The sequence below is a fragment of the Acinetobacter sp. NIPH 817 genome (genome assembly GCF_000368405.1).
Lineage (GTDB): Bacteria > Pseudomonadota > Gammaproteobacteria > Pseudomonadales > Moraxellaceae > Acinetobacter.
Genome location: NZ_KB849420.1, coordinates 485,431 through 510,440 on the forward strand (window position 1 = coordinate 485,431; position 25,010 = coordinate 510,440).

Consider the following 25,010-nt stretch of genomic DNA (forward strand, 5'->3'; position numbering starts at 1 on the left):
TGCTATGTGTGGAGTTGTTGGTATAGCCGGTAAATCGCCAGTGAACCAAATGTTGTTTGATGCTTTAACGATGTTGCAACATCGTGGGCAAGATGCAGCTGGAATAGTAACCTGCCATGAAGGCCGTCTTTTCCTTCGTAAGGATAACGGTATGGTGCGTGATGTTTTTCATACTCGTCATATGAGAGCATTACTTGGTAATTATGGTATTGGCCATGTACGTTACCCAACTGCTGGTTCTGCTAGCAGTGCTGAAGCACAACCATTTTATGTGAACTCACCTTACGGTATTACGCTTGCACATAATGGTAACTTAACCAATGCCGAAGATATTCATGATGATCTGTTTAAAACAGATTTACGTCATATGAATACGGACTCTGACTCAGAAGTTCTTTTGAACGTATTCGCGCATGAGTTGCAAAAGAACGGTACTTTAAATCCTACACCAGATGATATCTTTCACACAGTTTCTCGTGTACATGAGCGCTGTCTGGGTGCATATGGCGTAGTGGCAATGATTACTGGTCATGGTTTGGTTGGTTTCCGTGATCCAAACGGTATTCGCCCACTGATTTATGGTTCACGTATGACTGAAAAAGGCGAGATGGAATACATCATCGCTTCTGAATCAGTTGCTATTACAGCACTTGGTTTCAAAATTGAGCGTGATATTGAGCCAGGTGAAGCAATTTTCATCAATTCAGATGGTGAATTGTTCTCAAGACAATGTGCAGCTAATCCAAAATACCGTCCATGTATTTTTGAATATGTTTATTTTGCACGTCCTGATGCCATTATTGACGGAATTTCAGTTTATAAAGCTCGTTTAAAAATGGGTGAAAAACTTGCCCATAAAATTTTACGTGACTGGGGTGAGGACCACGATATTGATGTGGTTATTCCAATTCCGGATACGAGCCGTACTTCAGCATTAGAACTTGCAAATATTCTAGGTGTGAAGTTCCGTGAAGGTTTTATGAAAAACCGTTATATCGGTCGTACCTTCATTATGCCAGGTCAGCAACAACGAAAAAAATCAGTACGCCAAAAATTAAACCCTGTAGAACTTGAGTTTAAAGGTAAGAATGTTTTATTGGTTGATGACTCAATTGTTCGTGGCACAACCTGTAACGAAATTATCCAGATGGCACGTGATTCTGGTGCAAAAAAAGTATACTTTGCGTCAGCCGCACCAAAAGTGATGTATCCAAACGTTTATGGTATTGATATGCCTGCTAAAGCTGAGCTTATTGCTTCAGAACGCAGTGTAGAAGAGATCCAGGAAATTATTGGTGCTGATCGTTTGGTTTTCCAAGAATTGGAAGACTTGAAAAATGCTGTACGTACCAGCAAAGTGCCTGATCTAACTGAGTTTGATTGCTCTGTGTTTGATGGAGTTTATGTAACAGGTGATATTGATAGTGCTTATCTAAATAATTTGGAGCAGAAGCGTAATGATTCTGCTAAAAAGAAAAAAGATGGCTACATTGATGTGAATGTTGACGCTGCTTCTGTAGATTTAACAGGCATTAAAGAAGAATAGAAATAGCTGAAAAAAGCGGGTGTTTCCCGCTTTTTTCTTTTATGATGAAAACTAACAATGTAATTGGGAATATTTACATTGAAAGAAGTAAGCCACTATCTAATCGAAAATAAGAATATGGCATGGTCCATCACTATGTGTTTGGTTGCTGTGTTGCTTACTATTTTTATCTTAAATTTAATTTTAGGTTTACTCGTCCATTTTTTTGATTATAGTCAGCCCATCTGGTGGCATACCTTAAGTCCTTATTTCGTCGCGCTATTGCTTTTTATTATGGTTTGGTCGGTAGTTACTGAACTTTATATCTTGCGTAAAGGTGGGCATTCTTTAGCAAAACAATTGAAAGCGCGTCGATTAGTAAAAGAAGAAAGTACACCTGAAGAGCTTGAAGCATTAAAAATTACTGAATATTTGGCGCAAAATTTTACGCTTAAAGTTCCCACCTTATATGTTTTGCCTGATGAAGTAGGTGTAAATGCGCTTACGGCAGGTTTTCACCCTAAAGATATTGTGATCATTTTGACATGGGGAGCTTTGCAAAATCTGGATAAACTTGAACTATATGGTTTGTTGGGTCATGAGTTTAATCAGATTCTATCGGGTGAAGCTGTTGAGAATACTAAATTAAAGATTTTATATAGCGGATTAACGACATTTAGTCAGTGGGGCAGTAAATTAGCGAAACAAGGTTTTAAACGCTACAGCCCAGGTTATAAACATAAATTTGAAACAGTATTTGTTGCAGTGGGTGGTGTCATTTGGCTAGCTGGAAGCCTAGGCGTACTAATTACCCGATTTATTAAATACTTAACTTTGAGTGGACGCACATTTCGTAATGACCAAAAAACGGTACGATTATTAAAAAATAGTGCTAATACCCAGACTTTGTTGCGTATTTATGTCCACCATTCTGGCTCACAAATCCATAGTGCCTATTCTGAATCAATCGCGCATATGTGTTTTGCTAACTCACTGAGTCCGCAAAGTTGGATGAATATTCACCCAAGTATTCGTGAGCGTATTTACGAGTTAAATCCGACTTTGCTACAAGATTTACAATTAGAAAATTTAAAAAAGCTTCGCAATCGTCCGTTATTTAGTTTATTTCATTTTTTAGAAGAATCTGAAAAAGAAATTTATGTTCCGTGGTCATCTCCGCAACCTTTACCCTTATTAAGGTTGTCACCCATTAGTTTTGCATTAAATGATGCTATTAAGCCTCTTAGTAGTGATGTGCGTCGAAATAAAAAGCGTCCTGAGCTTATTCAGCGTGCACTTCAAACTGCTACGGGTTCACGTGAGGTAATGGTCGCTATTTTGATGATTCGCCAATATCGAGAATTCATACCTAAAGATGCACCAGTTAGCCATGCCATTATTGATGCTTTATTAAATCTTGATGGGCGTATCCATATTCAGATATTTCATGATGCGTGTAAAAATATTGGGCATATGCCAGCAAGTATTGCGCGGCAATTTCTAACAAAACTAGCGCTCATTATTCAAGAAGATGGCGAAATTGGCTTGCTAGATGCGCTTTTGCTGGAGCGGGTCAAATATGAGTTGAATTTAATGCCGTTACATTTGCCAACAGCATTTGAAGAAGTAAAACCTCAAATTGTTCGTTTAATTGATGCCTTGCTTCATGTTCAGCAAATTAATAGTCCAAATCAGTTAGAAGTACGTGAACGTATTTTACGTTCGTTACTTAATCCAGATGAGATGTATGTCTATGATGAAATTTCAGATGAGCCTTTAGATTTAGCTGAAATTTTAAATGACATTGCAGGTTTATTATTACGTGACCGTCTTAGTATTCTTGCGATCGCAGAAATGTGCTTGTGGAGTGATCGTATTATCACACAAGACGAACTAGATGTACTTGAATTACTTTATTGGCGATTTGGCTTTGAAACAGAAGAAATTGTTGAGCAAATGCAAAAAAGAAATAGTGTGATGATTATTTAAAAGACATCTACGATTATAAAAACAGCTGAACGAAATAAAACACTGAAAAAAAAACTCAAGCCCGTTAGAATGTAGCTTAAGCAGAGGTATTGATTCAAACATGATTGGGCAGCAAAGAAATATATTGGCGACTTTAGGGATTGATGTATGGATTCCTAAGACACAGGTGTGCCAAAAAAATAATGCTCAAAGCCTTTGGCGAGATCATGTCGTAGAAGAACAAGAACCGATCATATTACCCTCTGTAGAACCCATAGTTCTTGAGCAGCCTACAAAGCCACAAATTAACGATATTCCAAAAGTTGAACCTGAAATTGTGGCGCCAGTTTCAATGCCGGTTCAACCTATTATAGAACCTCGTAATGAAGTGCAAGCATCTGCCATCAAGATTGCATCATTTGAGTTGCAGGCTTTTTCTCTTGAAAAATGTGTTATTTTTTTAGATGTTACAAATTTAAGTGAAGAAGAAAAACAGCTTTGGAATAACATACAAAAAGCGAAAATAGGGCAATATGCTGAACTAAAATGGCCTTTCCCTTTAGCTGCTTATCAAGATCAGCGGGGAGCTGGTTCATATATACAAGGCTTTTTAGATGCTGTTGCAGCAGACAAAAAGATCTTATGCCTTGGTGAATGTTCTTATATTCAACATGCCAATATTATCCATTTGGCAAGTTTAAAGGAAATGCTGGAGAAACCACTCCTTAAAAAAAGGTTATGGAAATTAATGCAAGATAACAACGAGTAGTAGGGATTTACATGAAAAAAGTTGTAGTTTTTAGCCAAATTGATGAAGAAATTTTGTCTCGATTACAACAGAATTATCATGTTGTAGTTCTTAACCCCAAATTGGGTGATATTAATGAACAAATACGACAACACGTTGTAGATGCTGACGGGATGATTGGTGCAGGACGGTTACTCAATGAAAGTAATCTTGCGCCGGCACAAAAACTAAAAATTATTTCATCTGTAACGGTGGGCTATGACAATTATGATTTAGCTTATTTAAATCAAAGAAAAATCTGGTTATCAAATACGCCTCATGTTTTAACAGAAACAACAGCTGATCTTGCTTTTACATTGTTACTAAGCGCTGCTAGAAAAGTTCCTTTTCTTGATCATTGGACTAAACAAGGTGAGTGGAAAAGAACTGTAGGGCCTCAGCAATTCGGTTTAGATGTTTTTGGAAAAACATTGGGAGTTATTGGACTTGGTAACATTGGGGCTGCAATTGCACGACGTGGTTTTTATGGATTTAACATGAATATTGTTTACCATAATCGTCGTGAAAAGCCTGAACTAGCTGAACCGTTAAATGCAGAATATCTTGGTTTAGATCAGTTACTACAGCGGTCCGATTTTGTAGTAACCGCGGTTGATTTAAATAATGAATCGAAAGCCTTAATGGGTAAAACTCAGTTTGAACTTATGCAAAAACACGCTATTTTTATTAATATTGCGCGTGGTTCTGTGATTGATGAGCAAGCCTTAATTGAGGCTTTGCAGCAAAATCAGATCTTTGCTGCTGGTTTAGATGTGTATGAAAAAGAACCTTTACAAGATTCGGCACTTTTTAAATTGCCGAATGTAGTGACTTTACCTCATGTAGGTTCAGCTACTGCTGAAACCCGTAAAAAAATGGCAAATCTTGCCTATAGAAATTTGGTTGAAGCTTTAGAAGATAAAACACCTAGATATTTGGTAAACCAAAACTTTATATAAATGATTAATAACACTTCATTGCAAAACTAGTCGATTTCGGGTGATATAGTAAAAGTCTATTGATTGAAAACCAATTTTTTGTGGTTTACATCAGTAGGCTTTTTTTATGGTTTAATTTTAATAGAGAAAAACTTTTGAGATTTTTGCCAGTTATTTTAAGTGCAACTTTTATAGCAAATGCTTCGTATGCACAGTCTTTCGACCCACAGCCATCTGCGAATCAGGTGGAAATTCCGAATATTGGAAGTGGAATAGGTTTGCTTGATCAACAAAAAGAAAAATTTATTGGTGAAAAAGTTTTCCGTGAAGTTCATAAACAAATGCCCGTTATCCAAGATATCTGGCTCGAAGATCAATTTTTTCAAGTATTTTCAAGTATTTTGAGTGAGACTCAGCTCGGTCAGCCTATTGGTCTAGTTGTTATTAAAGATCCACAAATCAACGCGTTTGCCGTTCCGGGCGGTCTATTTGCGCTCAATACAGGACTTATTGCTTCAGCTCGCAATATTGATGAAATTGCTGGGGTGATGGCGCATGAAATTGCACACGTATCACAAAGACATTTTAGTCGTTCAGAGGAAGCCTTTAAGGGGCAAACGTTATTAAGTTTAGCTGGGCTTTTGGCGGGTGTGGCCATAGCTGCACAGGGTGGCGGAGATGCAGGAGCAGCAGTGATGTTAGGAACGCAGGCTGCATTAATGGATAGCCAGTTAACATACAGTCGAAATCAGGAGCGTGAAGCTGATCGTATTGGCATGCAATATATGTATGCAGCGGGTTATAACCCGCAAAGTATGGCAGACTATTTTGAAACAATGCATCGTGCGACTAGTCGGGTAAGTTTTTTACCAGATTTCTGGCTGACTCATCCATTGACGACCGAACGCATGAGTGAGGCCCGACTTCGTGCGAACCAGATGCCTAAAGTTAAAAATCGTATATATGATGTCGATTTTGAAATTTTAAAATGGTACACAATGGTAGTTTCAAATCAGGCTACCGAAAACCAACTACAGAGTTTAGCCTCACAAAAAAATATTGCGGGTCTTATTGCTTTGGCAGCTTTTTATGTAAAACAAGGTGATTATGCACAAGCGCAATCTACTTTAGATCAAGTCAAATCTAGTGGAAAACCTCTCGTTACACTCTTGCAGACAGATATTTATCTGGGGCAAAACAAGTTGGATCAAGCCTATACTTCAATTGCTTCTACACAAATGACTATGCCTGAAAATAGAGCTTTCAGTTATAAGTTGGCTGAAGTGTTGCTGCGCCAAGGAAAATTTTCACAGGTTCAAACTCTTGTTCAACGGTTTATCAATAAAAACCCAAGAGATATCCAAGGTTGGCAATTTTTGCAGCAGGCTGCTAATTTGGACAAGACAGGACCGCTGAGAGCAGTCAATGTTTTACGCTATCGAGCAGAAGCTGAATATTGGTCGGGGAGTGAAGAGAATGCAATTAAATCGATGTTGCATGCTCAGCGATTAGCAAAAGACAATCAAGCAATGTCAGCTAGAATAGACAGTAGATTGAAACAAATGCAAGATGAGCGAAGAATGAAAATTTGAAAATATATCTTTCAAAAAATTCAATTATATAAACACGCCCAAACTAAAAGGAACTTTGGTTTGAGGGAATATAAAATTTTAAGAGAAGAGATTAAGCTAATTTAGCTTTAATTTTTGCTGAAACTACAGAAGGATCGGCACGCCCGGCTATGATCGGACGTAGAGAATTCATCACCTTACCCATATCTTTCATGCTAGTTGCTTCTTGAGCAGAAATCGTTTGCTCAATGAGAGAATCAAGCTCTTCCTCAGTCATAGCTTCTGGTAGAAACTGAGATAAAATCTCAGCTTCGGCTTGTTCTTTACTAGCTAAATCATCACGACCAGCACCTTCAAAGGCTTTGATCGATTCTTTACGTTGTTTAATTTGCTTTTCAATGACCGCAAGAACCTGAGCGTCGCCAAGCTCTATGCGCTCATCGACTTCGATTTGCTTAATTGCTGCTTGTAGACTACGCAAAACCGTCACTGTTGCCATATCTTTGGCACGCATAGAAGTTTTTAATGCATCAGTAATTTGGTTTTTTAAAGTAGTCATAATTCAGCAGTCAATCACAAATTAATTAGTAAAGGCGAGTAGTACGTACAGATTCGCGAGCCAATTTCTTTTGGTAGCGTTTAACTGCAGCAGCTTTTTTGCGCTTACGTTCTTGAGTTGGTTTTTCGTAGAATTCACGTTTACGAACGTCAGCTAAAACACCAGCTTTTTCGCATGAACGTTTGAAACGACGGATAGCTACGTCAACTGGTTCGCCTTCTTTCAACTTAACTTGTGGCATGTAAAATCCTCTAGATTATGGATAAGATCAAGCACACTATTGTGCCGGATCACAAGTGAAGGTCAGTATTTTACTCATTTACAACTCATATCACAAGTCTATAATAGCGATTGCAATATTTTGACTCATATAAAAGGCAGTTTTGATGATTGTTTTAGGCTTGGAAACTTCTTGTGATGAAACAGGGTTGGCACTTTATGATAGCGAACTCGGCTTGCGGGGACAGGTTCTTTATAGCCAGATTAAACTTCATGCCGAATATGGTGGGGTAGTACCTGAACTTGCTTCTCGTGACCATGTTCGAAAATTAATTCCTTTAATGAATCAATTGCTTGAGCAAAGTGGTGTAACAAAACAAGAGATTGATGCGGTTGCTTATACGCGTGGTCCCGGCTTAATGGGAGCCTTAATGACAGGGGCTTTATTTGGAAGAACTTTAGCTTTTTCTTTAAATAAACCTGCCATTGGTGTTCACCATATGGAGGGGCACATGTTGGCACCTTTACTCTCAAGTCAACCGTCCGAATTTCCATTTGTTGCTTTATTGGTTTCAGGTGGGCATACACAATTAATGGCAGCTCACGGTATTGGTCAATATGAGCTTTTAGGTGAATCTATTGATGATGCAGCTGGGGAAGCCTTTGATAAAGTTGCAAAAATGATGAGTTTGCCATACCCAGGTGGCCCTAATATTGCGAAATTGGCTTTAAGTGGTAATCCATTAGCGTTTGAATTTCCACGACCAATGCTTCACCAAGGTCTAGATTTTTCTTTTAGTGGTTTAAAAACAGCTGTTTCTGTGCAATTGAAAAAGTTGAATGGCGAAAACCGAGACGCAGACATTGCAGCTTCATTCCAAGAAGCAATTGTAGATACCTTGGTAAAAAAATCAGTAAAAGCCTTAAAGCAAACTGGACTTAAGCGTTTAGTTATTGCGGGTGGAGTAAGTGCAAATTTACGACTACGTGAACAGTTGGAAACTTCATTAGCTAAAATTAAGGCACAAGTTTATTACGCAGAACCTGCTCTTTGTACTGATAATGGGGCAATGATTGCTTTTGCAGGCTATCAACGCTTAAAAGCAGGTCAACATGATGGTTTAGCTGTAACCACAACACCACGTTGGCCAATGACTGAGTTGTCTATTCCTGAGTAAAATTAGTTATCTTCAAAGGCCTGTTGGTTTTCAATATCTATATATTCGATATAACCACGGCCTTGAACTTCATTACCAAAATAATTACCAGTAAATATATAACTACTTGCATAACCTCGCCCATGACCGTAGCGGAGTGGGCAGTCAATTTCTGCCTGAATATTTAAAATAATTTGTTTAGCTTCATTTCGAGCAATCCACGAAAAGAATTTAGGAAGTCGCATCTTTTGCCCAGTCGGTGAGATGTAATCATCAACTTGGTGAGAAATAATATCAAAACTGACATCTGTATAAACTTCTGCGGGTCGATCAAGATATCTAATATGCAAAGTATAAGCTGCTGTCTGACCGGCAATATCTGCTTTGGTAAGAAGAAGTTGAGTGGTCTCATTTAAATTGATAATTTGATAAGTAAAAAAATCAAGCGGCAGTTTATAGGCTTCAGGAATAAGTTTATCTGCGATGGAATGAGCTCCAACTGCTCGAGCATATTCATAAGTGCAGAGCCCCTCACTTTCAATACGTTTTGCTTGATAGGTTAAGAAACCTTTAAACTTTGCCAACAAGCTAAAATGATCATAAATCGGTGTTTTTATAAACCATGAAACATGGGAGGTAACATCAATGTCAAAGTCGAAATCAAGCCCCTCATAATGTCCATTAATGTGAATTTTTGGGAATTTTCCTTGAATTGAGATTTCTTGTCCTAGTTCGATTAAGCTTCCATCTTCATTAATTTTTGTATCTTCAGGAATGATATAAGCCTTAAGCAAAGCTTTTTCTACTGCGGCTGTACTTGAAAAGAAAGTCGCTGTTTTTCGAGGATTTCCATAAATTATGTCATCATGATCAAATGCAAGAGCACCAGGTGTGCCTAATAAAATCATAATATTTAAATAGCGATGCGGCTCGGGCAAAAGTGGGAAAAAGATACCGTAATGAGTCCAGCTATAATATTTTTCATCGACTCGGGGCTGAATGATATGAGACTGAGAAAAAGGAAGAGTTGAGTATTTTTCTGCTTTATCTATAACACCTTGCGCAAGCAATAAGCTTTGACCTAAAACTTTGCTGCCTATAGAAATTTTCGGCAATTGTTTTTTCATATATAAACCTAAATGAGGATAGGACTATCTTTGTTTTAGGTTATGAAAAACAACTATCAAAACTAAGCGGTTTTCAGGCCAAAGCTAAGGCTTTGCGGGACATTTTATTTAATTGTTAGACAACTCTTTTAAGCCATTTAAACCAATCCAGTGCTTAGAAAACTGATATGCAGCACGTCCTGAACGTTGACCACGCATTTGACACCAACGTAAACTTTCAGCGCGAACTTCATCGTTAAAAGCCATGTTTGCTTTATGAATGTAATGCTCCACGATTTCTAAATATAAATTCTGGTCCATAGGGTAAAAAGATAACCACAAGCCAAAACGATCTGATAAAGAGATCTTTTCTTCAATCGCTTCTTGTGGGTGTAACTCAGTATATTGTGGTACATCGACCTTGGTTACAGGCGTATTCTCATGCATAAATTCTGGTAATAAATGACGACGGTTACTGGTTGCATAAATAATAAAATTACTTGAACCAGACTGTAATGAACCATCCAATACACTTTTTAAACTACGGTAATTTTCATCTTCAGCATTAAAGGCTAAGTCATCACAATACACGATGTATTTTTCAGATCGGTTTTGAATGAGTTTCTGAATTTTAGGTAAGTCTGCTAAGTCATCACGCTCAATTTCAATTAAACGTAATCCTTGCGGGGCATACTCAGTCAATAAAGCACGCACAATAGATGACTTTCCTGTACCACGTGAGCCTGTTAAAAGCACATCATTGGCTGGTAAGCCATTTAAAAATTGCAAAGTATTTTGAATGATTTTTTCTTTCTGACGTTCAATGCCTTTTAAGTCATCCAGATAAATATTTTTCGGTGTGTGGATGGCTTTAAGTTGTTGATTTTCCCATCTAAAAGCAGGTGCAGTAAAATCTGTCTCTTCTCGAGGTTCAGGTAAGACCTGCTGTAGCTGATTTAATACAAGTGATAATGTTTGAACTAAATTCTCTGGTAAATCAATGGTAGCCATGGTTAATCAATCATGTTAAACAGTAATTTACTAGGATACTAACACCGAAATTAACAGGCTGACAAAAAACTTATTGCCTATACACTTTATCGGTTTTGCAATTGATTGAAATGTTCAGACCGAGCATAGTGTTGTCATGTCTATTTAGTAAAATCATCTGAGAAGATGAGGACGAAATATGTTTGAAAAATTACGAAGTGATATGAATCCACATCAGGCTTACCGTATCAAAAAATTACAACGTCAATTAGACATGGCTGAATCTTATGAAGAATGGAAGTCTTTTGCATTAAAACTAGATGAAGAAACAGGAGTGCAAGAGTGGAAATTTGATAATAGTTCACCTTACTTCGATGCCGAGCTCATTTCTTATCGGTATACCTTACTCAAAAGATATCGCCAGCAACATCGAACGCTAGATCTTATTTATTTACTAAAAGAAGGTCTAACCTACGATATTGCAAATATTGGTCACCCTATGTTGTTTGCTGCAACTCATGTGGGAACGAAAAAGTTAATTGAAGATTATATTGAAGAGGTGAGCCAAAGCTTGGCCTATATTGCTTCAAGTGAATGTATTACTTTCCAAAGAAAAGAAAAAATTGAGTTTTTTGAAAATTGTGAAAAAGCATATGGCCAACCAGCCCTTATGTTCTCAGGTGGAGCAACTTTAGGCCTTTTTCATACTGGGGTATGTAAGGCTTTAATTGAACAAGATTTAATGCCTAAAGTGTTGTCTGGCTCAAGTGCTGGGGCAATTATGACGGGCATGCTTGGAACTTCAGCCAGTGAAGATGTTCAAAATTTATTAAATGGAGAACAATTCTTTAGTGATGCTTTTCATTTTAGAAAACTTCGTGAACTCATTAAAGGAAATGGTGGAATTGCCGATGTGCACTATTTGAAAAAATTCCTTGTTGAAAATCTGGGGGATCTCACATTTGAAGAGGCTTTCAAAAAATCTGGTTTAAACATTAATGTGGCAGTTGCTCCCTATGATGCAACAGAAAACCCGCGCATCATGAATGCGATTATGACGCCTAATGTTTTAGTGTGGAGTGCTGTGTTGGCTTCATGTGCTGTACCTGTGTTATTTCCACCCGTACGTTTAACTAGCAAACGTTATGACGGTGAACATACACCTTACATGGCAAACACAAAATGGGTAGACGGCAGTGTAAGAAATGATTTTCCACAAGAAAGAATGGCACGGCTTTATAATTTAAATTACACCATCGCTAGTCAGGTGAATCCACATATTGTTCCATTTATGCAAAATGATGCAGACCGCTTTCGTAAAGACGTTTTAAGTTGGCCTGAACGGATTTTAAGACGTCAAGGTAAAGTGTTATCCATGGGACTTATGGATTTTACACGTCAAAGACTTGGTTCTATTTCTCCAATTAGACGGTTACTCGATCATGGCTATGGGGTAATGGGGCAGCGCTATTATGGTGATGTGAATATCATTGCTAAATATGGCTTGAGTCACTATACCTATACTTTGCAAAACCCACGTCCACATTTGTTTAAACGCTTACAGCGAGAAGGGGAACGTGCGACTTGGCCAAAAATTTCTTCGATTGAGACCCATGCTCGTATTGGCAAGACGATTCAGCATTGTTTAGAAGTTTTACGTTTTGAAGAAAAGCAACAACAGCCAGAGTCTTACTATGCTGAAGCATGATTTTGCTTCGCATATACAAAACTTAAAAAGTGTGACAAAACCTGCGAGTGCCGCTTTAGGGCGGTATCTATGGACATGTAGCATAGATAACAAAGACTATTGGTTAAAATACCATTTACCTGAAACAGATGTTCAAAGTGAGCAAGATTTCATTCATGAACAATTGTTTTACGAAGAAATTAATCATAAGAAACCTGCGTGGCTTTTACCTCATAAATTAATTGGAGTTAGTGCCATTCCTCAATTAAACCATTCTTTAGGTAAAGTTTTAATTTTACCTAATACTGATTTGTGGTTTGGTTCTTTGCCTCATGAAACAGATTTAACTGATGTATATCATGCGATTGGGGCCGCACTAGATAAGCTCGCAGAACTCCACGAATTTGGTTGGATTCATGGAGATATTAAGAAAGAACATTTTCGAAAGTTTGAGCAAAATGCTTATTTGATTGATTTTGAGAAAGCCCGACTTATATCGGGCTCAGATTTAAGAATGGATGCTACACCACGATATATGGCTCCAGAGCTGTTTAGAGGCGCTTCTAAGGATATACAAAGCGATTTATACGCATTTGGTATCGTTCTATATGAATGGTTAACTCAAACTCGCTTAGAAGCAGGAAGTTACTATGATTGGGCAGTATTGCATTGCCAAAATTTAACCATTCAATTACCGACACAACTTATGAGTTTTTATCCATTACTTTCGGGTTTATTGCAAAAACAACAAAAAAATAGGTTTGCAAACGTGTTTGAAGCGATGAATTGTTTAAAAGCACATTCAAACTTATAAAAATCATTGATCTAGTATCTGTATACAATTTACACGGTCAGTTTTTTTTAGAAAAAAAACACTTGTCACTGTTAGATCTTATCGCTAATATACACAGCCATCGGGGGCGTGGCGAAATTGGTAGACGCACTGGATTTAGGTTCCAGCGCCGCAAGGTGTAAGAGTTCGAGTCTCTTCGCCCCCACCACTTTAAGTTAAAACTTAAAGTTAATGTAGATGTTAAGTCATCTATGTTTTGGAAGAGGATTGGTGTAATGGTAGCATGACGGTCTCCAAAACCGTTCGTCAAGGTTCGAGTCCTTGATCCTCTGCCACATTTATTTTAAATAAATGTCCCAGATGGGGGCGTGGCGAAATTGGTAGACGCACTGGATTTAGGTTCCAGCGCCGCAAGGTGTAAGAGTTCGAGTCTCTTCGCCCCCACCATTAAAAGAAGCAAGACGATGTTCTTGCTTTTTTTATGATTAAATCATTAGTTGTTTAATCATAAATATAGAGGATTGGTGTAATGGTAGCATGACGGTCTCCAAAACCGTTCGTCAAGGTTCGAGTCCTTGATCCTCTGCCAATAATTTAAAAATGAAGCTCCTGTTTAGGAGTTTTTTTATTGCCTGAATTTCTAAAGTTCAAATTATTTAAAGTCTTTTTTATATTTCATTCCGCCATTTCACGCGTCCTAAGCGCTGATTTTTCTATTCTTCAACAATTTATATAATTGGATGTAAGTTGTTGGTTCGGTAGGGAATATACTAAGTTTTTAATTGCACTATTAAGTTATTGTTTTTGGGTTTTTTATTATAATTTATAAAATTTTTCTCACAAAAAGCTTGAATAGAAATTTATTTCATGTATCATGCTCTTAACTAGAAAAAAGTCTTGTTAGTAAATCTTCTTTAAAGTATCGTAGTTTTAGTCATAATCCTTCGTTTTTTAAGATCTTAACTCAATTTGTTATTCTTTTTTCAAAGTTATGTTAGTGTCATTATTAAATGATACTAAAATATTAGAAATCAGTAGGATATATCATGTCTAATACAGTAAGCGGTACAGTAAAATGGTTTAACGAAACTAAAGGTTTCGGTTTCATTCAACAAGACAATGGTCCAGACGTGTTTGCACACTTCAAAGAGATCTCTGGTTCAGGTTTCAAAACTTTGCACGAAGGTCAACGTGTAACGTTTACTGTTACTCAAGGTCAAAAAGGCCCAAATGCTGTAAATATTATTCCACAATAATATTTCAGTAAGAAAAAAAGCACTATTTAGTGCTTTTTTTTATTTTAGTCTTATAAAAGAAATTTTATTGTTCTTTTACAGGCTATAAAAGCCCTCTCACTAGAGGGCTTTTTTTTGTTTTATATCTAATCATTTGTAAGTCTGATAACTTTCGTTATTCTTTTACCGGTGGTTTGTTTGGAATAGATATTAAGTGTAGGGATGAAATATCAATTATCAGGAAGAAATATATGTTAGATTGAAAAATCTTTAGATAAAGAAATTTTATATTTCACGGAATTGTTAATGAACGTTCGCTTGTGTTATGCCAGTCAACGAAACGAAAAAAATGAAGATTTATTGCAAGATTTACGTGATATTTTAACAGAAGCTAGAAATTTTAATTATTTGAATCAAATTTGTGGTGTGCTCTATTATGCTGATAATGCTTTTTTTCAATGTTTAGAAGGCGAACAGGAGTTAGTGGAGCGATTATTTGAAAAAATTAAAGATGATCAAAGACACTACAATGTTAAATGGTTGTGTACATATTCCATCGAGAAGAACTTTTTTCAGCGTTGGTCAATGAAATATGTACAGCGTAATACAAATATTGAATCTTTCTTTTTAAATATGGGAGAAACTAGTTTTAATCCCATTTGTCTTGATGAGAAAAATTTAAAAATTTTCTTAAATGAATTATTAAGTGCTGAACAAAGCAAAGTTAATGTGGTTAAGAAAGTAGGTATGGTTAAGCGTGGGGTGAACCCTTTTTAGCTATAACGCCGAAATGGATGGTCTTGAATTTAGGAATCATTTTGGTCATCACTAGATAGACAATGACTGAACTTGCGAGCATCCATATTACCTCTAGACTTTGACTAATTACAAACATTGCCCAGTAAAAAAAGCTAAATAAGGCGAGACATAGTCCGCTACCTTTAAAATACCAAGTAATAAATATTCCAAAAAGTGCTGAAGAGAGCAGGAGGTTAATCGTCTCGTTCATTCCAAGGTAGTTAAAGAAAATAATCATTAAGCATAAAGCTAACATTGATAGTAAATATATAAATATATTTTTTGCAATAAACATTCTCTATACCCTATCTGATGATTTAAAAAGATCTTTCCTCTGTTGCCAGAGGAAAGATAGTACATATTAATTTTTTGAGATTCTTTTTCTATTATTAAGAGTATTTATATTAATAAAGATAACGTTGCCGTTTCTCCAGATCTCTTCATTAATACTCAGCTTTCTATTTAATAGTAAAGAGGGCTTATATGTACTGAAATTAATTATAGGAAAAACAATTGCTTATGTTGTACGTTTTAACTTACATGGTTGTGAGAAATTGCCTACATTTGTATAAAAAATAGACTAAATTTACAAAGCAATGTTGTTATAAAAATTATATTTAACATATAGTTATTGGATTTTATTGTTAAGATAAGCTTTACATAAATAACAAAAAGCAACATGTGTTGTGAGGGAGGTATGTTTCTAAAAATAAAAGTCATTAAATTATTAAATGAATATTCAGTAAAAGTTATTTTAAGAAATTATAAAAACAAGTAATTATTAATATGAAAAACTAATAATTAAGAAGATCCAATAATCCTCTTTAAAACTGAATGCGACTTCATCTAGGTATAAAATTTGCCAAGCAGGATACTAAACCAAATATCAAAGCACTGACTCCAATAATTTGAAAGAAAGTTGATAAACTTGCATTAAAATATAAGACAGAGATACTTCCAATAACAGCAGCAATGATCATTCTGATCGTACCTGCTAAAAGAGGACCTAATAATCGTTTTGAACCTTGGCCGGCAAAATAAAGTGCCATACCAATACCTATCGCACCATAAAAAGGTGCAACATGCTGCAAGTAATTTGTTCCAGTCTGAAGAACAGATGGATCATGACTAAAAAAACCAAGCCAAATGGAGGGAAAAATACTAAAGAAAAGTCCTATTGAACCAGTAATAAGAAACGTAATGAAAACCCCGATCCATGTTATGCGGCGTGCTCTTTGAAATTGTCCAGCTCCATAATTAATACCAACCATGGTCATAATTGCTGAACCGATACCGAACATAAGTGGAACTTGTATGTAGTCTAATCGAGACGCAATACCGTACCCAGCAATTGCATCAGATCCAAATTGACCAACTAAGGTAGTTATGAGGACAACAGTTAAATTGAGTTGAATTATTCCAATAGCGGATAGTGAACCAATACCAAGAATATCTTTGAACAACTTAAAATTGATGGGTTTGATCGATAATTTGATAATACTATGCGTTGTTCGCATGTGCTTAATTAAGCATATGATGGCAAAAATATAATAACTTAATACAGCGAGTCCAGCTCCGGCTACCCCAAATGAAGGAATGAATCCCCAGCCAAAAATGAAAATAGGTGATAGAGGTAAAAGTAGCACTCCACCTAGAAGTGTTATGCGAGCTGGGGTTTTTGTATCACCTGCACCGCGTAAAGCTGCTGAGAGTAAGGCCACAGCCCATATGAGAGGTGAACCAATAAAAATAATATTGGAATATTTTAGAGCGGCGTTCAAAGCTAAGCCCGTAACCCCCATTAAGTGGTAGATCATGGGGGCAGCGCTGAGCATAACAATACTAAAAATTCCTCCCAAAAGGCCAGCAAGAATGACACCATGCCAGACAAGGGAGTGGACATCTTCTGATTGACCTGCTCCAGAAGCTCGAGCAATTGCTGAGGCTAAACCTCCACCAAATCCGCCATTTGCTAGCATTTGCATGAGCATAAGAATGGGGAACACAACGGCTACACCCGCCATTACATTAGTTCCCAGAGAACTGACAAAATATGTCTCTAGTAATCCAATTAATGTTTGTACGAGCAGAACAGCTATGGTTGGTAACGCCAGTTTCAGCATTACTTGGATAATTGGGCCGCTTAAGATGGCATGATTTAAATCGGGTGTACCTAAAGACTGGCGTACGGATTGTTCTCGCATAACAGATTCTCGTTTTATGAATTACGTGCCTACCACTGCAATAGGGTTGTCTTAAAACTTTTGAGGTTGCCAGCCGCCACCTAATGATTTGTAAACTGCGACAGCTGCAAGTGCTGAATCAGTTTGTGCTTGAAGTTTTCTATCTGAAAATTGCAAAGCATTTGAATGTGCTTGTAATACTTCTATTCGACTGTTAATCCCTTTTTGATAGGCGATTAAAGCGATTTTCTGTGCATGCTTTAATGCATTTTCTCCATCTTGAAGAGCCATTAACTGTTCTTGTTGTTTGGACAAAGTTGATAATGAGTTTTCTACATCTTCCGCTGCATGTAAGACTGCTAATTGGTAGGCTGCAAGCTTTTCGGCTTCTTGTCCCTTAGCTAAGCGAATTTCTGCATTAATTCGACCAAAATCAAATAAGCGCCAACGCAAACCTAATAAACCAGCAGCTTGATTTGCACCACTTGAAAATAAGTTTCCACTTGCTGTGGTTGCACTACCTATCAAACCGCCTAAAGAGACCTTTGGGTAATATTCTGCAATCGCACTGCCAATGCGTGCATTTGAAGCTGCCAATTGTCTTTCAGCCATGATGAGATCTGGTCGTCTACGTAAAAGATCACGAGGTGTTCCGGTTTCTGTAATCTGAGGAATAACGGGAATTGGTTTTACTTCTGCTAGTTCTGCTCGGTGAGTTCCTGGTACGGTTCCAAGCATAACGTCGAGGGCATTCATGGCAATGTCTAGATTCATTCCAAGAGCAGGAACAACAGCTTGAACTTGGGCGACATTCGCTTTAGCTTGTTTGACCTGAAATTCGGAAGCTAATCCTTTGCTGTATAAAAGATTAATCGTTGAAAGGAGTTGTTGTTGGGTTTGTAATTGTTGATGGGCAATGTCTAATCGAGATTGCAAGCCGCGAATATTAATGTAGATATTGGCAGTTTGAGCTGCGACCATTAAACGGACGGCTGAAGCTCCTGCGTTTGAAGACTGATAATTTGCAAGAGCAGCTTCACGATCTCTGCGAAGGCCTCCAAAAATATCTAACTCCCAAGTTGCACTTAAATTTGCATCATAAGAACGACCATGTCGGTCAAAATCTGGCATTGAATTTAAAACTTGTCCCAACGGTGTTTCAACAGATTGATAAACTTTAGCTGCTTGTGCGCCAACTGTACCTATTGGTTGTAAAGAAGCATTAGCTGCCGATAATCCAGCCTGAGCTTGAGTTAATCGAGTATATGCTTGGGTCAGATCAAGATTTTGTTTTAAAGCTAATGTGACATATCGAGTCATTTGAGGATCGTTAAAACTTTGCCACCATACGGCAATATCTGTTTTGCTATTGTCATTTGATGAGTTTAAGGGTGTGCCAAGGTATTGCTCGGGTAGAAATATATGAGGGCGTTTATAATTAGGACCTACGGTACACGAAGTAAGAGTACTTACGATGATGGGTAGGAGAGCGATAGATCTAGATAACATATTTCCCCCGTGACGAGATTTTGAACAATAGTTTAATTGTGACTATAATACAAATTGGTCACTAGTTGTCAATATCATTTCGCAAGAGTTAAACTGCCACTTTCAGATAAAGGTTTAAATTGAAAATATGAGTAAAGAAAAAAGTAGTTATCCTGTTTCAAAGCGAGGACCAGAAGATCATGATGTAAGAGATCAAATCCTGAGTGCCGCTACAGAGCATTTCAGCCGATATGGGTATGAGAAAACTACAGTTTCTGATCTCGCAAAATCTATAGGTTTTTCTAAAGCTTATATTTATAAATTTTTTGAATCTAAACAGGCAATTGGCGAAATGATTTGCGCCAATTGTGTGCGCGGTATTGAAGAAGAAGTGAATGCTGCAATTAGTGAGGCTGAGTATCCTCCTGAAAAGCTAAGAGTTTTATTTAAAGCAATTGTTGAAGCAAGTCTTCGTTTATTTACCCAAGATCGTAAGCTTTATGAAATTGCAGCTTCGGCTGCCTCTGAAAAATGGGATGTTACAATCGCTTATGAAAATCGAATTCTTAAAGTAGTACAGAACATTATTCAAGAAGGCCGTCAATCTGGTGATTTTGAAAGAAAAACGCCAATTGATGAAGCAGTTAAAGCAATTTATTTAGTGCTGAGACCTTATCTTCACCCACTCCTTTTACAACATAGTATTTCATATAACACCGATGCTCCTCTCTTGCTTTCTAGTCTTGTACTGAGAAGTTTATCGCCATAATAGATTTGTGACTATTGACTAAATTGGTCACTTGATTAAAAATGAGTCTCCTGATTAATTTCTTAAGGGGGGCTCAAATATGCTTTATCGTCGCCTTATTCCGTTTACAGCAATATGTATATTTCCTTTTTTCTTGCTCGGTTGTGCGGAAGAGACACAATCTGACCCCCGTACTTCGGCACCATTAGTACGAGTCGCAACTGTTCAAAATGAAATCACTTCTGATTCAAGAGCATTCACAGGCACGATAGGGGCACGGGTAGAAAGTGATCTGGGTTTTCGTGTCTCTGGTAAAGTCATCAAACGATTTGTTGAAGCAGGGCAGACGGTAAAGCGCGGTCAGTTACTGATGCGTATTGATCCGGTCGATTTAGAACTTGCAGCCAAAGCCCAGCAGGAAGCTGTGGGTGCAGCCAGAGCCCGAGCTGAACAAGCAGAGAAAGATGAAGCCCGATATCGTGATTTGCGTGGAAGCGGGGCTATATCTGCTTCTGCCTATGATCAGATTAAAGCGGCAGCGGATACGGCGAGAGCGCAGCTCAGTTCGACTCAAGCTCAAGCTAGGGTTGCATTAAACGTGAGTCATTATGCCGATTTAATTGCGGATGGTGATGGTACGATTATGGAAACACTGGTTGAACCCGGTCAGGTTGTCAGTGCGGGTCAAACAGTCATTCGCTTAGCTCATTCTGGTCAAAGGGAAGCAATCATTCAGCTTCCAGAGACATTACGTCCCACAATAGGGGCTATTGGTCAAGCTACACTCTTTGGTAAAGAAAATATAAGTGTCCCAGCTAAACTTAGACAGTTATCAAATACAGCAGATCAACTCACTCGTACTTTTGAGGCACGTTTCGTCTTAGAAGGTGATTTAGCAAATGCTCCTTTAGGTTCAACGGTTACTGTACGTATTGCTAATCAAAATCAGAGTTCACAACATTTTTTACAAGTGCCAGTCGGTTCCTTACTTGATAAGGGTAAGGGAGCTGGAGTCTGGGTAATTAATGGAAAAACTCAGAAAGTAACGTGGCGTCCAGTTGTTGTTAAACAGCTTGATGATGAATATGCCTATGTCACTGGCAATATTCAAAGTGGAGATCGAATTGTTGCTTTAGGTGCGCATTTGCTTCGAGAAGGTGAATTGGTACGTATTGCGTCACAAGCGAGTCATCCTTCAGTTGGAAATGAAGGGGACCACTCATGAGTGAGAAAGGTTTTAACTTATCAGCCCTTGCTGTACGTGAACGCGGTATCACGTTATTTCTGATTTTTTTGATTTCAATTGCAGGCATCGTTGCTTTTTTCAAGTTAGGTCGAGCCGAAGATCCAGCTTTTACAGTGAAGGTGATGACCATTGTGACGGCTTGGCCAGGGGCAACTGCTCAAGAGATGCAAGATCAAGTTGCTGAAAAAATCGAAAAACGTATGCAAGAGCTACGTTGGTATGATCGAACAGAAACTTATACCAGACCAGGCTTAGCTTTTACGACACTGACTTTACTTGATAGTACGCCACCATCACAGGTTCAGGAGGAATTTTATCAAGCAAGGAAGAAAGTAAATGACGAGATGGGTAACTTACCTGCTGGTGTAATTGGACCACTCGTTAATGATGAATATGCAGATGTAACTTTTGCTTTATATTCATTAAAGGCAAAAAATGAAGCGCAAAGATTATTAGTACGTGATGCAGAAACAATTCGACAGCAGTTACTTCATGTACCGGGCGTAAAAAAAGTCAACATTATTGGTGAACAATCTGAGCGTATCTATATTGAATTTTCGCATGAGCGCTTGGCGACACTTGGTGTAAATCCACAAGATGTCTTTGCTGCGCTGAATAATCAGAATGTGCTTACACCCGCGGGTTCTATTGAAACCAAAGGTCCTCAAGTTTTTGTCAGATTAGATGGTGCTTTTGACAAGTTACAAAAAATTCGTGACACCCCGATAACGGCTCAAGGTCGCACCTTGAAATTGTCAGATATTGCGACGGTTAAACGCGGCACTGAAGATCCTGCAACATTCATGATTCGTAACGGTGGAGAGCCAACCTTACTGTTGGGCGTGGTGATGCGCGAAGGATGGAATGGATTAGATCTTGGTAAATCATTAGAGAAAGAAGTTGGTTCCATCAACGAAGATTTACCTCTTGGCATTAGTTTAAACAAAGTAACTGATCAAGCGGTCAATATTAGCTCATCGGTAGATGAGTTCATGATTAAGTTCTTTGCAGCATTACTTGTGGTTATGTTTGTAAGCTTTATTAGCATGGGATGGCGCGTTGGTGTCGTGGTTGCTATGGCTGTGCCGCTTACATTAGCCATTGTTTTTGTAGTGATGTTAGCAACGGGTAAAAACTTTGACCGAATTACACTTGGTTCTCTTATTCTTGCTTTAGGGCTTTTAGTTGACGATGCCATTATTGCGATTGAAATGATGGTCGTAAAAATGGAAGAGGGATTTAGTCGTGTTGCAGCCTCCGCCTACGCATGGAGTCATACAGCAGCACCAATGCTTTCTGGAACATTAGTCACCGCTGTTGGGTTTATGCCAAATGGTTTTGCTCGATCTAGTGCGGGTGAATATACCAGCAATATGTTTTGGATTGTTGGTATTGCACTGATTGCTTCATGGATTGTTGCAGTAGTTTTCACTCCTTACTTGGGTGTGAAAATGTTGCCTGATTTTAAAAAGATTGAAGGCGGCCATACTGCAATTTATGACACACCACGATATAACCATTTCCGTCAAATTCTTGAACGTGTGATTGCACGTAAATGGCTTGTTGCAGGCAGTGTTATCGGGTTATTTGTTTTAGCCGTAGGCGGAATGGCATTGGTGAAAAAACAATTTTTCCCAATCTCGGACCGACCTGAAGTGCTTGTTGAAGTACAGATGCCTTATGGTACATCGATTACACAAACAAGTGCCGCGACAGCAAAAGTTGAAACTTGGTTATCTAAGCAACATGAAGCAAAAATTGTGACATCGTATATTGGTCAAGGTGCGCCACGTTTTTATTTTTCGATGGGGCCAGAGTTACCAGATCCAGCCTTTGCCAAGATTGTGGTACGAACTGACAATCAAGAAGAACGTGAAGCGTTAAAACACCGTTTAAGACAAGCTATTTCAAATGGGCTTGCGACTGAGGCGCAGCTACGTGTAACACAACTTGTGTTTGGACCCTATTCGCCATATCCAGTGGCTTACCGAGTTTCAGGCCCAGATCCAGAAAAATTACGTGCGATTGCAGCTCAGGTTCACCAAGTTATGAATGCTAGCCCAATGATGCGAACTGTAAATACAGATTGGGGAACTCGTGTACCAGCTTTGCATTTCACATTGGAACAAGATCGTCTACAAGCAGTTGGTCTTACATCAAGTTCAGTTGCACAGCAATTACAGTTTTTGTTAACGGGTATTCCAATTACATCTGTACGTGAAGATATTCGTACAGTGCAAGTGATTGCTCGTTCAGCAGGCGATATAAGACTAGACCCTGCAAAAATTGGTGATTTCACACTGACAGGAGCAAATGGACAGCGTATTCCTTTAGCACAAATTGGCAAAATTGAAGTACGGATGGAAGAACCTGTCATCCGCCGTCGAGATCGGGTGCCAACAATGACCGTTCGTGGAGATATTGCTGAAGGATTACAACCACCAGATGTATCAACTGCAATTACCAAACAGCTTCAACCAGTCATTAAAGATTTACCAAAGGGTTATCAGATTGTAGAGGCGGGTTCCATTGAAGAGTCTGGTAAAGCCACTAAAGCCATGCTTCCTATTTTTCCGGTCATGTTAGCCATGACTCTACTCATTATCATTCTTCAAGTGAGGTCTATTGCTGCAATGATTATGGTGTTTTTAACCAGCCCGTTGGGATTAATAGGTGTGGTACCAACGCTTCTGTTATTTCAGCAGCCCTTTGGCATTAATGCATTAGTCGGGTTGATTGCATTATCTGGAATTTTGATGCGTAACACGCTCATCTTAATTGGACAGATTCAGCAAAACAAAGAAGCTGGGCTTGATCCGTTGAATGCAGTGGTTGAGGCCACAGTACAACGCACCAGACCTGTAATTTTGACAGCTTTAGCAGCTATTTTAGCTTTCATTCCTCTGACTCATTCTGTGTTTTGGGGAACGCTTGCTTACACACTCATTGGCGGAACGCTTGCAGGAACCATTTTGACTTTGGTTTTCCTGCCAGCAATGTATTCGATCTGGTTCAAGATCGGGGCTAAACCAGCAGTTTAATGATCAAATTTTCAAAATTAAAAAGTTATTGGAGTTCATATGTCAAACTCAAAAGTGGTTGTAATTACAGGTGTTTCATCTGGTATTGGGCAAGTGACGGCAGAAAAATTTGCTAAACTCGGCCATAAAGTTTTCGGTACAGTCAGAAATAAAGTCAAAGCTCAACCTATAGAAGGCGTTGAGCTTGTTGAGATGGATGTGTCAGATGAAGACTCTGTCCAACTCGGGATTCATTCTATTATTGATAAAGCTGGGCATATTGATATTTTGGTTAATAATGCTGGAGCAAGCTTAATTGGTGCAGTAGAGGAGACCTCGATAAAAGAAGCAGAATTTTTATTTAACACCAATGTATTTAGCATTCTTCGTACCACACAAGCGGTATTGCCTTATATGCGAATACAGCATTATGGAAGAATTATAAATGTTAGTTCAGTATTGGGTTTCTTACCTTCACCTTATATGGGGTTATATTCGGCTAGTAAACATGCGGTTGAAGGATTGTCTGAGTCTTTAGATCATGAGCTTCGCCAATTTGGCATTCGTGTATCCATTGTTCAGCCTTCATTTACTAAAACCAATTTAGATAAGAATGCACCCGTAGCAAGTACAAAAATTCCTGAATATGACAATGAGCGTGATCTCGCTACTCGTGCAGTATTGAAACAGATTGATCAAGCACCTCAGCCCGATAGTGTTGCTGATACAATTGTTACCGCGGCACTCAGTGATTGGCAAATGCGCCGTACCCCATCTGGACAAGCATCTTTGTTAAGCAAGTTGCGCCGATTTATGCCGAGTGGACCAGTTGATAAGAGTATTAGAAAGACTTTTGGTTTGAAGTAAATCACGAGTGATTTTTGCATAAACCCCAAGTGCAAATTTTGCACTTGGGTTTTTTTTATATGCTCTTATTCAATTCTAATGAATAGCTTTTATTAATTAAAAATGCTTTTAAAAATATTAAATGA

The 25,010-nt window shown here is 38.1% G+C and carries 21 protein-coding genes and 4 tRNA genes; 18 read left to right on the top strand and 7 right to left on the bottom strand.

Annotated features, from left to right (window positions below):
* Positions 1 to 4 precede the first annotated feature (4 nt).
* The 5 genes from purF to F968_RS06030 all read left to right on the top strand — a co-directional run bounded on the left by purF (position 5) and on the right by F968_RS06030 (position 6,810).
* Positions 5 to 1,546, top strand: coding sequence for an amidophosphoribosyltransferase (gene purF / locus F968_RS06010; RefSeq protein WP_004791274.1), 1,542 nt, complete (start codon positions 5 to 7; stop codon positions 1,544 to 1,546).
* Positions 1,547 to 1,624: 78 nt separating this feature from the next.
* Entirely contained in the window at positions 1,625 to 3,514 is a 1,890-nt protein-coding gene (locus F968_RS06015; protein WP_004791276.1) for a M48 family metalloprotease, read from the top strand.
* Between the two features lie 100 nt (positions 3,515 to 3,614).
* Entirely contained in the window at positions 3,615 to 4,262 is a 648-nt protein-coding gene (locus F968_RS06020; protein ID WP_004791278.1) for a hypothetical protein, read from the top strand.
* Between the two features lie 11 nt (positions 4,263 to 4,273).
* On the top strand, positions 4,274 to 5,239 hold the full coding sequence (locus F968_RS06025) for a 2-hydroxyacid dehydrogenase (RefSeq protein WP_004791280.1): 966 nt from the start codon (positions 4,274 to 4,276) through the stop codon (positions 5,237 to 5,239).
* A 143-nt stretch (positions 5,240 to 5,382) separates the two neighbouring features.
* On the top strand, positions 5,383 to 6,810 hold the full coding sequence (locus F968_RS06030; RefSeq protein WP_081399488.1) for a M48 family metalloprotease: 1,428 nt from the start codon (positions 5,383 to 5,385) through the stop codon (positions 6,808 to 6,810).
* Positions 6,811 to 6,901: 91 nt separating this feature from the next.
* On the opposite strand, the gene F968_RS06035 is transcribed toward F968_RS06030, so the two are convergent.
* Together F968_RS06035 and rpsU are read right to left on the bottom strand one after the other, a co-directional pair.
* Positions 6,902 to 7,348, bottom strand: a complete 447-nt coding sequence (locus F968_RS06035; protein WP_004791284.1) for a GatB/YqeY domain-containing protein — start codon at positions 7,346 to 7,348, stop codon at positions 6,902 to 6,904.
* Between the two features lie 25 nt (positions 7,349 to 7,373).
* On the bottom strand, positions 7,374 to 7,589 hold the full coding sequence (rpsU, locus tag F968_RS06040) for a 30S ribosomal protein S21 (protein WP_001136722.1): 216 nt from the start codon (positions 7,587 to 7,589) through the stop codon (positions 7,374 to 7,376).
* A gap of 145 nt (positions 7,590 to 7,734) precedes the next feature.
* Between rpsU and tsaD the strand changes: the two genes are divergently transcribed.
* Positions 7,735 to 8,745 carry a tRNA (adenosine(37)-N6)-threonylcarbamoyltransferase complex transferase subunit TsaD gene (tsaD, locus tag F968_RS06045; protein ID WP_004791286.1) on the top strand — a complete coding sequence of 337 codons (1,011 nt, stop codon included), beginning with the start codon at positions 7,735 to 7,737 and terminating at the stop codon, positions 8,743 to 8,745.
* 2 nt (positions 8,746 to 8,747) lie between these two features.
* Here tsaD and F968_RS06050 read toward each other — a convergent pair whose 3' ends face one another.
* Together F968_RS06050 and F968_RS06055 are read right to left on the bottom strand one after the other, a co-directional pair.
* Positions 8,748 to 9,851 carry a DUF6670 family protein gene (locus F968_RS06050; RefSeq protein ID WP_004791288.1) on the bottom strand — a complete coding sequence of 368 codons (1,104 nt, stop codon included), beginning with the start codon at positions 9,849 to 9,851 and terminating at the stop codon, positions 8,748 to 8,750.
* A gap of 108 nt (positions 9,852 to 9,959) precedes the next feature.
* Positions 9,960 to 10,841 carry an ATP-binding protein gene (locus tag F968_RS06055; protein ID WP_004791290.1) on the bottom strand — a complete coding sequence of 294 codons (882 nt, stop codon included), beginning with the start codon at positions 10,839 to 10,841 and terminating at the stop codon, positions 9,960 to 9,962.
* Between the two features lie 178 nt (positions 10,842 to 11,019).
* Between F968_RS06055 and F968_RS06060 the strand changes: the two genes are divergently transcribed.
* The 8 genes from F968_RS06060 (at position 11,020) to F968_RS06095 (ending at position 15,312) form a co-directional block, all read left to right on the top strand.
* Positions 11,020 to 12,528, top strand: a complete 1,509-nt coding sequence (locus F968_RS06060; protein WP_004791293.1) for a DUF3336 domain-containing protein — start codon at positions 11,020 to 11,022, stop codon at positions 12,526 to 12,528.
* A complete protein-coding gene (locus tag F968_RS06065) occupies positions 12,515 to 13,321 on the top strand; it encodes a protein kinase domain-containing protein (RefSeq protein WP_004791295.1) in 807 nt (268 codons plus the stop codon). Before F968_RS06060 ends, F968_RS06065 begins: the two co-directional genes overlap by 14 nt.
* A gap of 102 nt (positions 13,322 to 13,423) precedes the next feature.
* Positions 13,424 to 13,508 (top strand) — tRNA-Leu (locus F968_RS06070).
* Between the two features lie 53 nt (positions 13,509 to 13,561).
* Positions 13,562 to 13,635: transfer RNA gene (locus F968_RS06075), tRNA-Trp, on the top strand.
* Positions 13,636 to 13,662: 27 nt separating this feature from the next.
* A tRNA-Leu gene (locus F968_RS06080) sits at positions 13,663 to 13,747 on the top strand.
* Between the two features lie 68 nt (positions 13,748 to 13,815).
* Positions 13,816 to 13,889, top strand: a tRNA-Trp gene (locus F968_RS06085).
* 457 nt (positions 13,890 to 14,346) lie between these two features.
* On the top strand, positions 14,347 to 14,556 hold the full coding sequence (locus F968_RS06090) for a cold-shock protein (RefSeq protein ID WP_003650775.1): 210 nt from the start codon (positions 14,347 to 14,349) through the stop codon (positions 14,554 to 14,556).
* A gap of 285 nt (positions 14,557 to 14,841) precedes the next feature.
* Entirely contained in the window at positions 14,842 to 15,312 is a 471-nt protein-coding gene (locus tag F968_RS06095; RefSeq protein ID WP_004791296.1) for an AnBLUF65 family BLUF photoreceptors, read from the top strand.
* Here the strand turns inward: F968_RS06095 and F968_RS20220 are convergent.
* The 3 genes from F968_RS20220 to F968_RS20590 all read right to left on the bottom strand — a co-directional run bounded on the left by F968_RS20220 (position 15,287) and on the right by F968_RS20590 (position 19,025).
* Positions 15,287 to 15,628 carry a hypothetical protein gene (locus F968_RS20220; RefSeq protein ID WP_004791299.1) on the bottom strand — a complete coding sequence of 114 codons (342 nt, stop codon included), beginning with the start codon at positions 15,626 to 15,628 and terminating at the stop codon, positions 15,287 to 15,289. The two genes, F968_RS06095 and F968_RS20220, sit on opposite strands and share 26 nt — an antisense overlap.
* Positions 15,629 to 16,175: 547 nt before the next feature.
* Positions 16,176 to 17,537 (bottom strand): MATE family efflux transporter, encoded by a 1,362-nt coding sequence (locus tag F968_RS20585; protein WP_004791301.1) that lies wholly within the window; start codon positions 17,535 to 17,537, stop codon positions 16,176 to 16,178.
* A gap of 51 nt (positions 17,538 to 17,588) precedes the next feature.
* Positions 17,589 to 19,025: an efflux transporter outer membrane subunit gene (locus F968_RS20590; RefSeq protein WP_004791303.1), complete on the bottom strand. Its 1,437-nt coding sequence runs from the start codon at positions 19,023 to 19,025 to the stop codon at positions 17,589 to 17,591.
* 127 nt (positions 19,026 to 19,152) lie between these two features.
* On the opposite strand from F968_RS20590, the gene F968_RS06115 reads away from it, so the two are divergent.
* The 4 genes from F968_RS06115 to F968_RS06130 all read left to right on the top strand — a co-directional run bounded on the left by F968_RS06115 (position 19,153) and on the right by F968_RS06130 (position 24,885).
* Entirely contained in the window at positions 19,153 to 19,773 is a 621-nt protein-coding gene (locus F968_RS06115) for a TetR/AcrR family transcriptional regulator (RefSeq protein WP_004791305.1), read from the top strand.
* A 79-nt stretch (positions 19,774 to 19,852) separates the two neighbouring features.
* Complete coding sequence (locus F968_RS06120) at positions 19,853 to 20,977, top strand: efflux RND transporter periplasmic adaptor subunit (protein ID WP_004791306.1); 1,125 nt, start codon at positions 19,853 to 19,855, stop codon at positions 20,975 to 20,977.
* Positions 20,974 to 24,039, top strand: a complete 3,066-nt coding sequence (locus F968_RS06125) for an efflux RND transporter permease subunit (protein ID WP_004791309.1) — start codon at positions 20,974 to 20,976, stop codon at positions 24,037 to 24,039. The genes F968_RS06120 and F968_RS06125 overlap by 4 nt, the downstream gene beginning before the upstream one ends.
* A gap of 39 nt (positions 24,040 to 24,078) precedes the next feature.
* Positions 24,079 to 24,885, top strand: a complete 807-nt coding sequence (locus tag F968_RS06130) for an oxidoreductase (RefSeq protein ID WP_004791311.1) — start codon at positions 24,079 to 24,081, stop codon at positions 24,883 to 24,885.
* Positions 24,886 to 25,010: the final 125 nt, after the last annotated feature.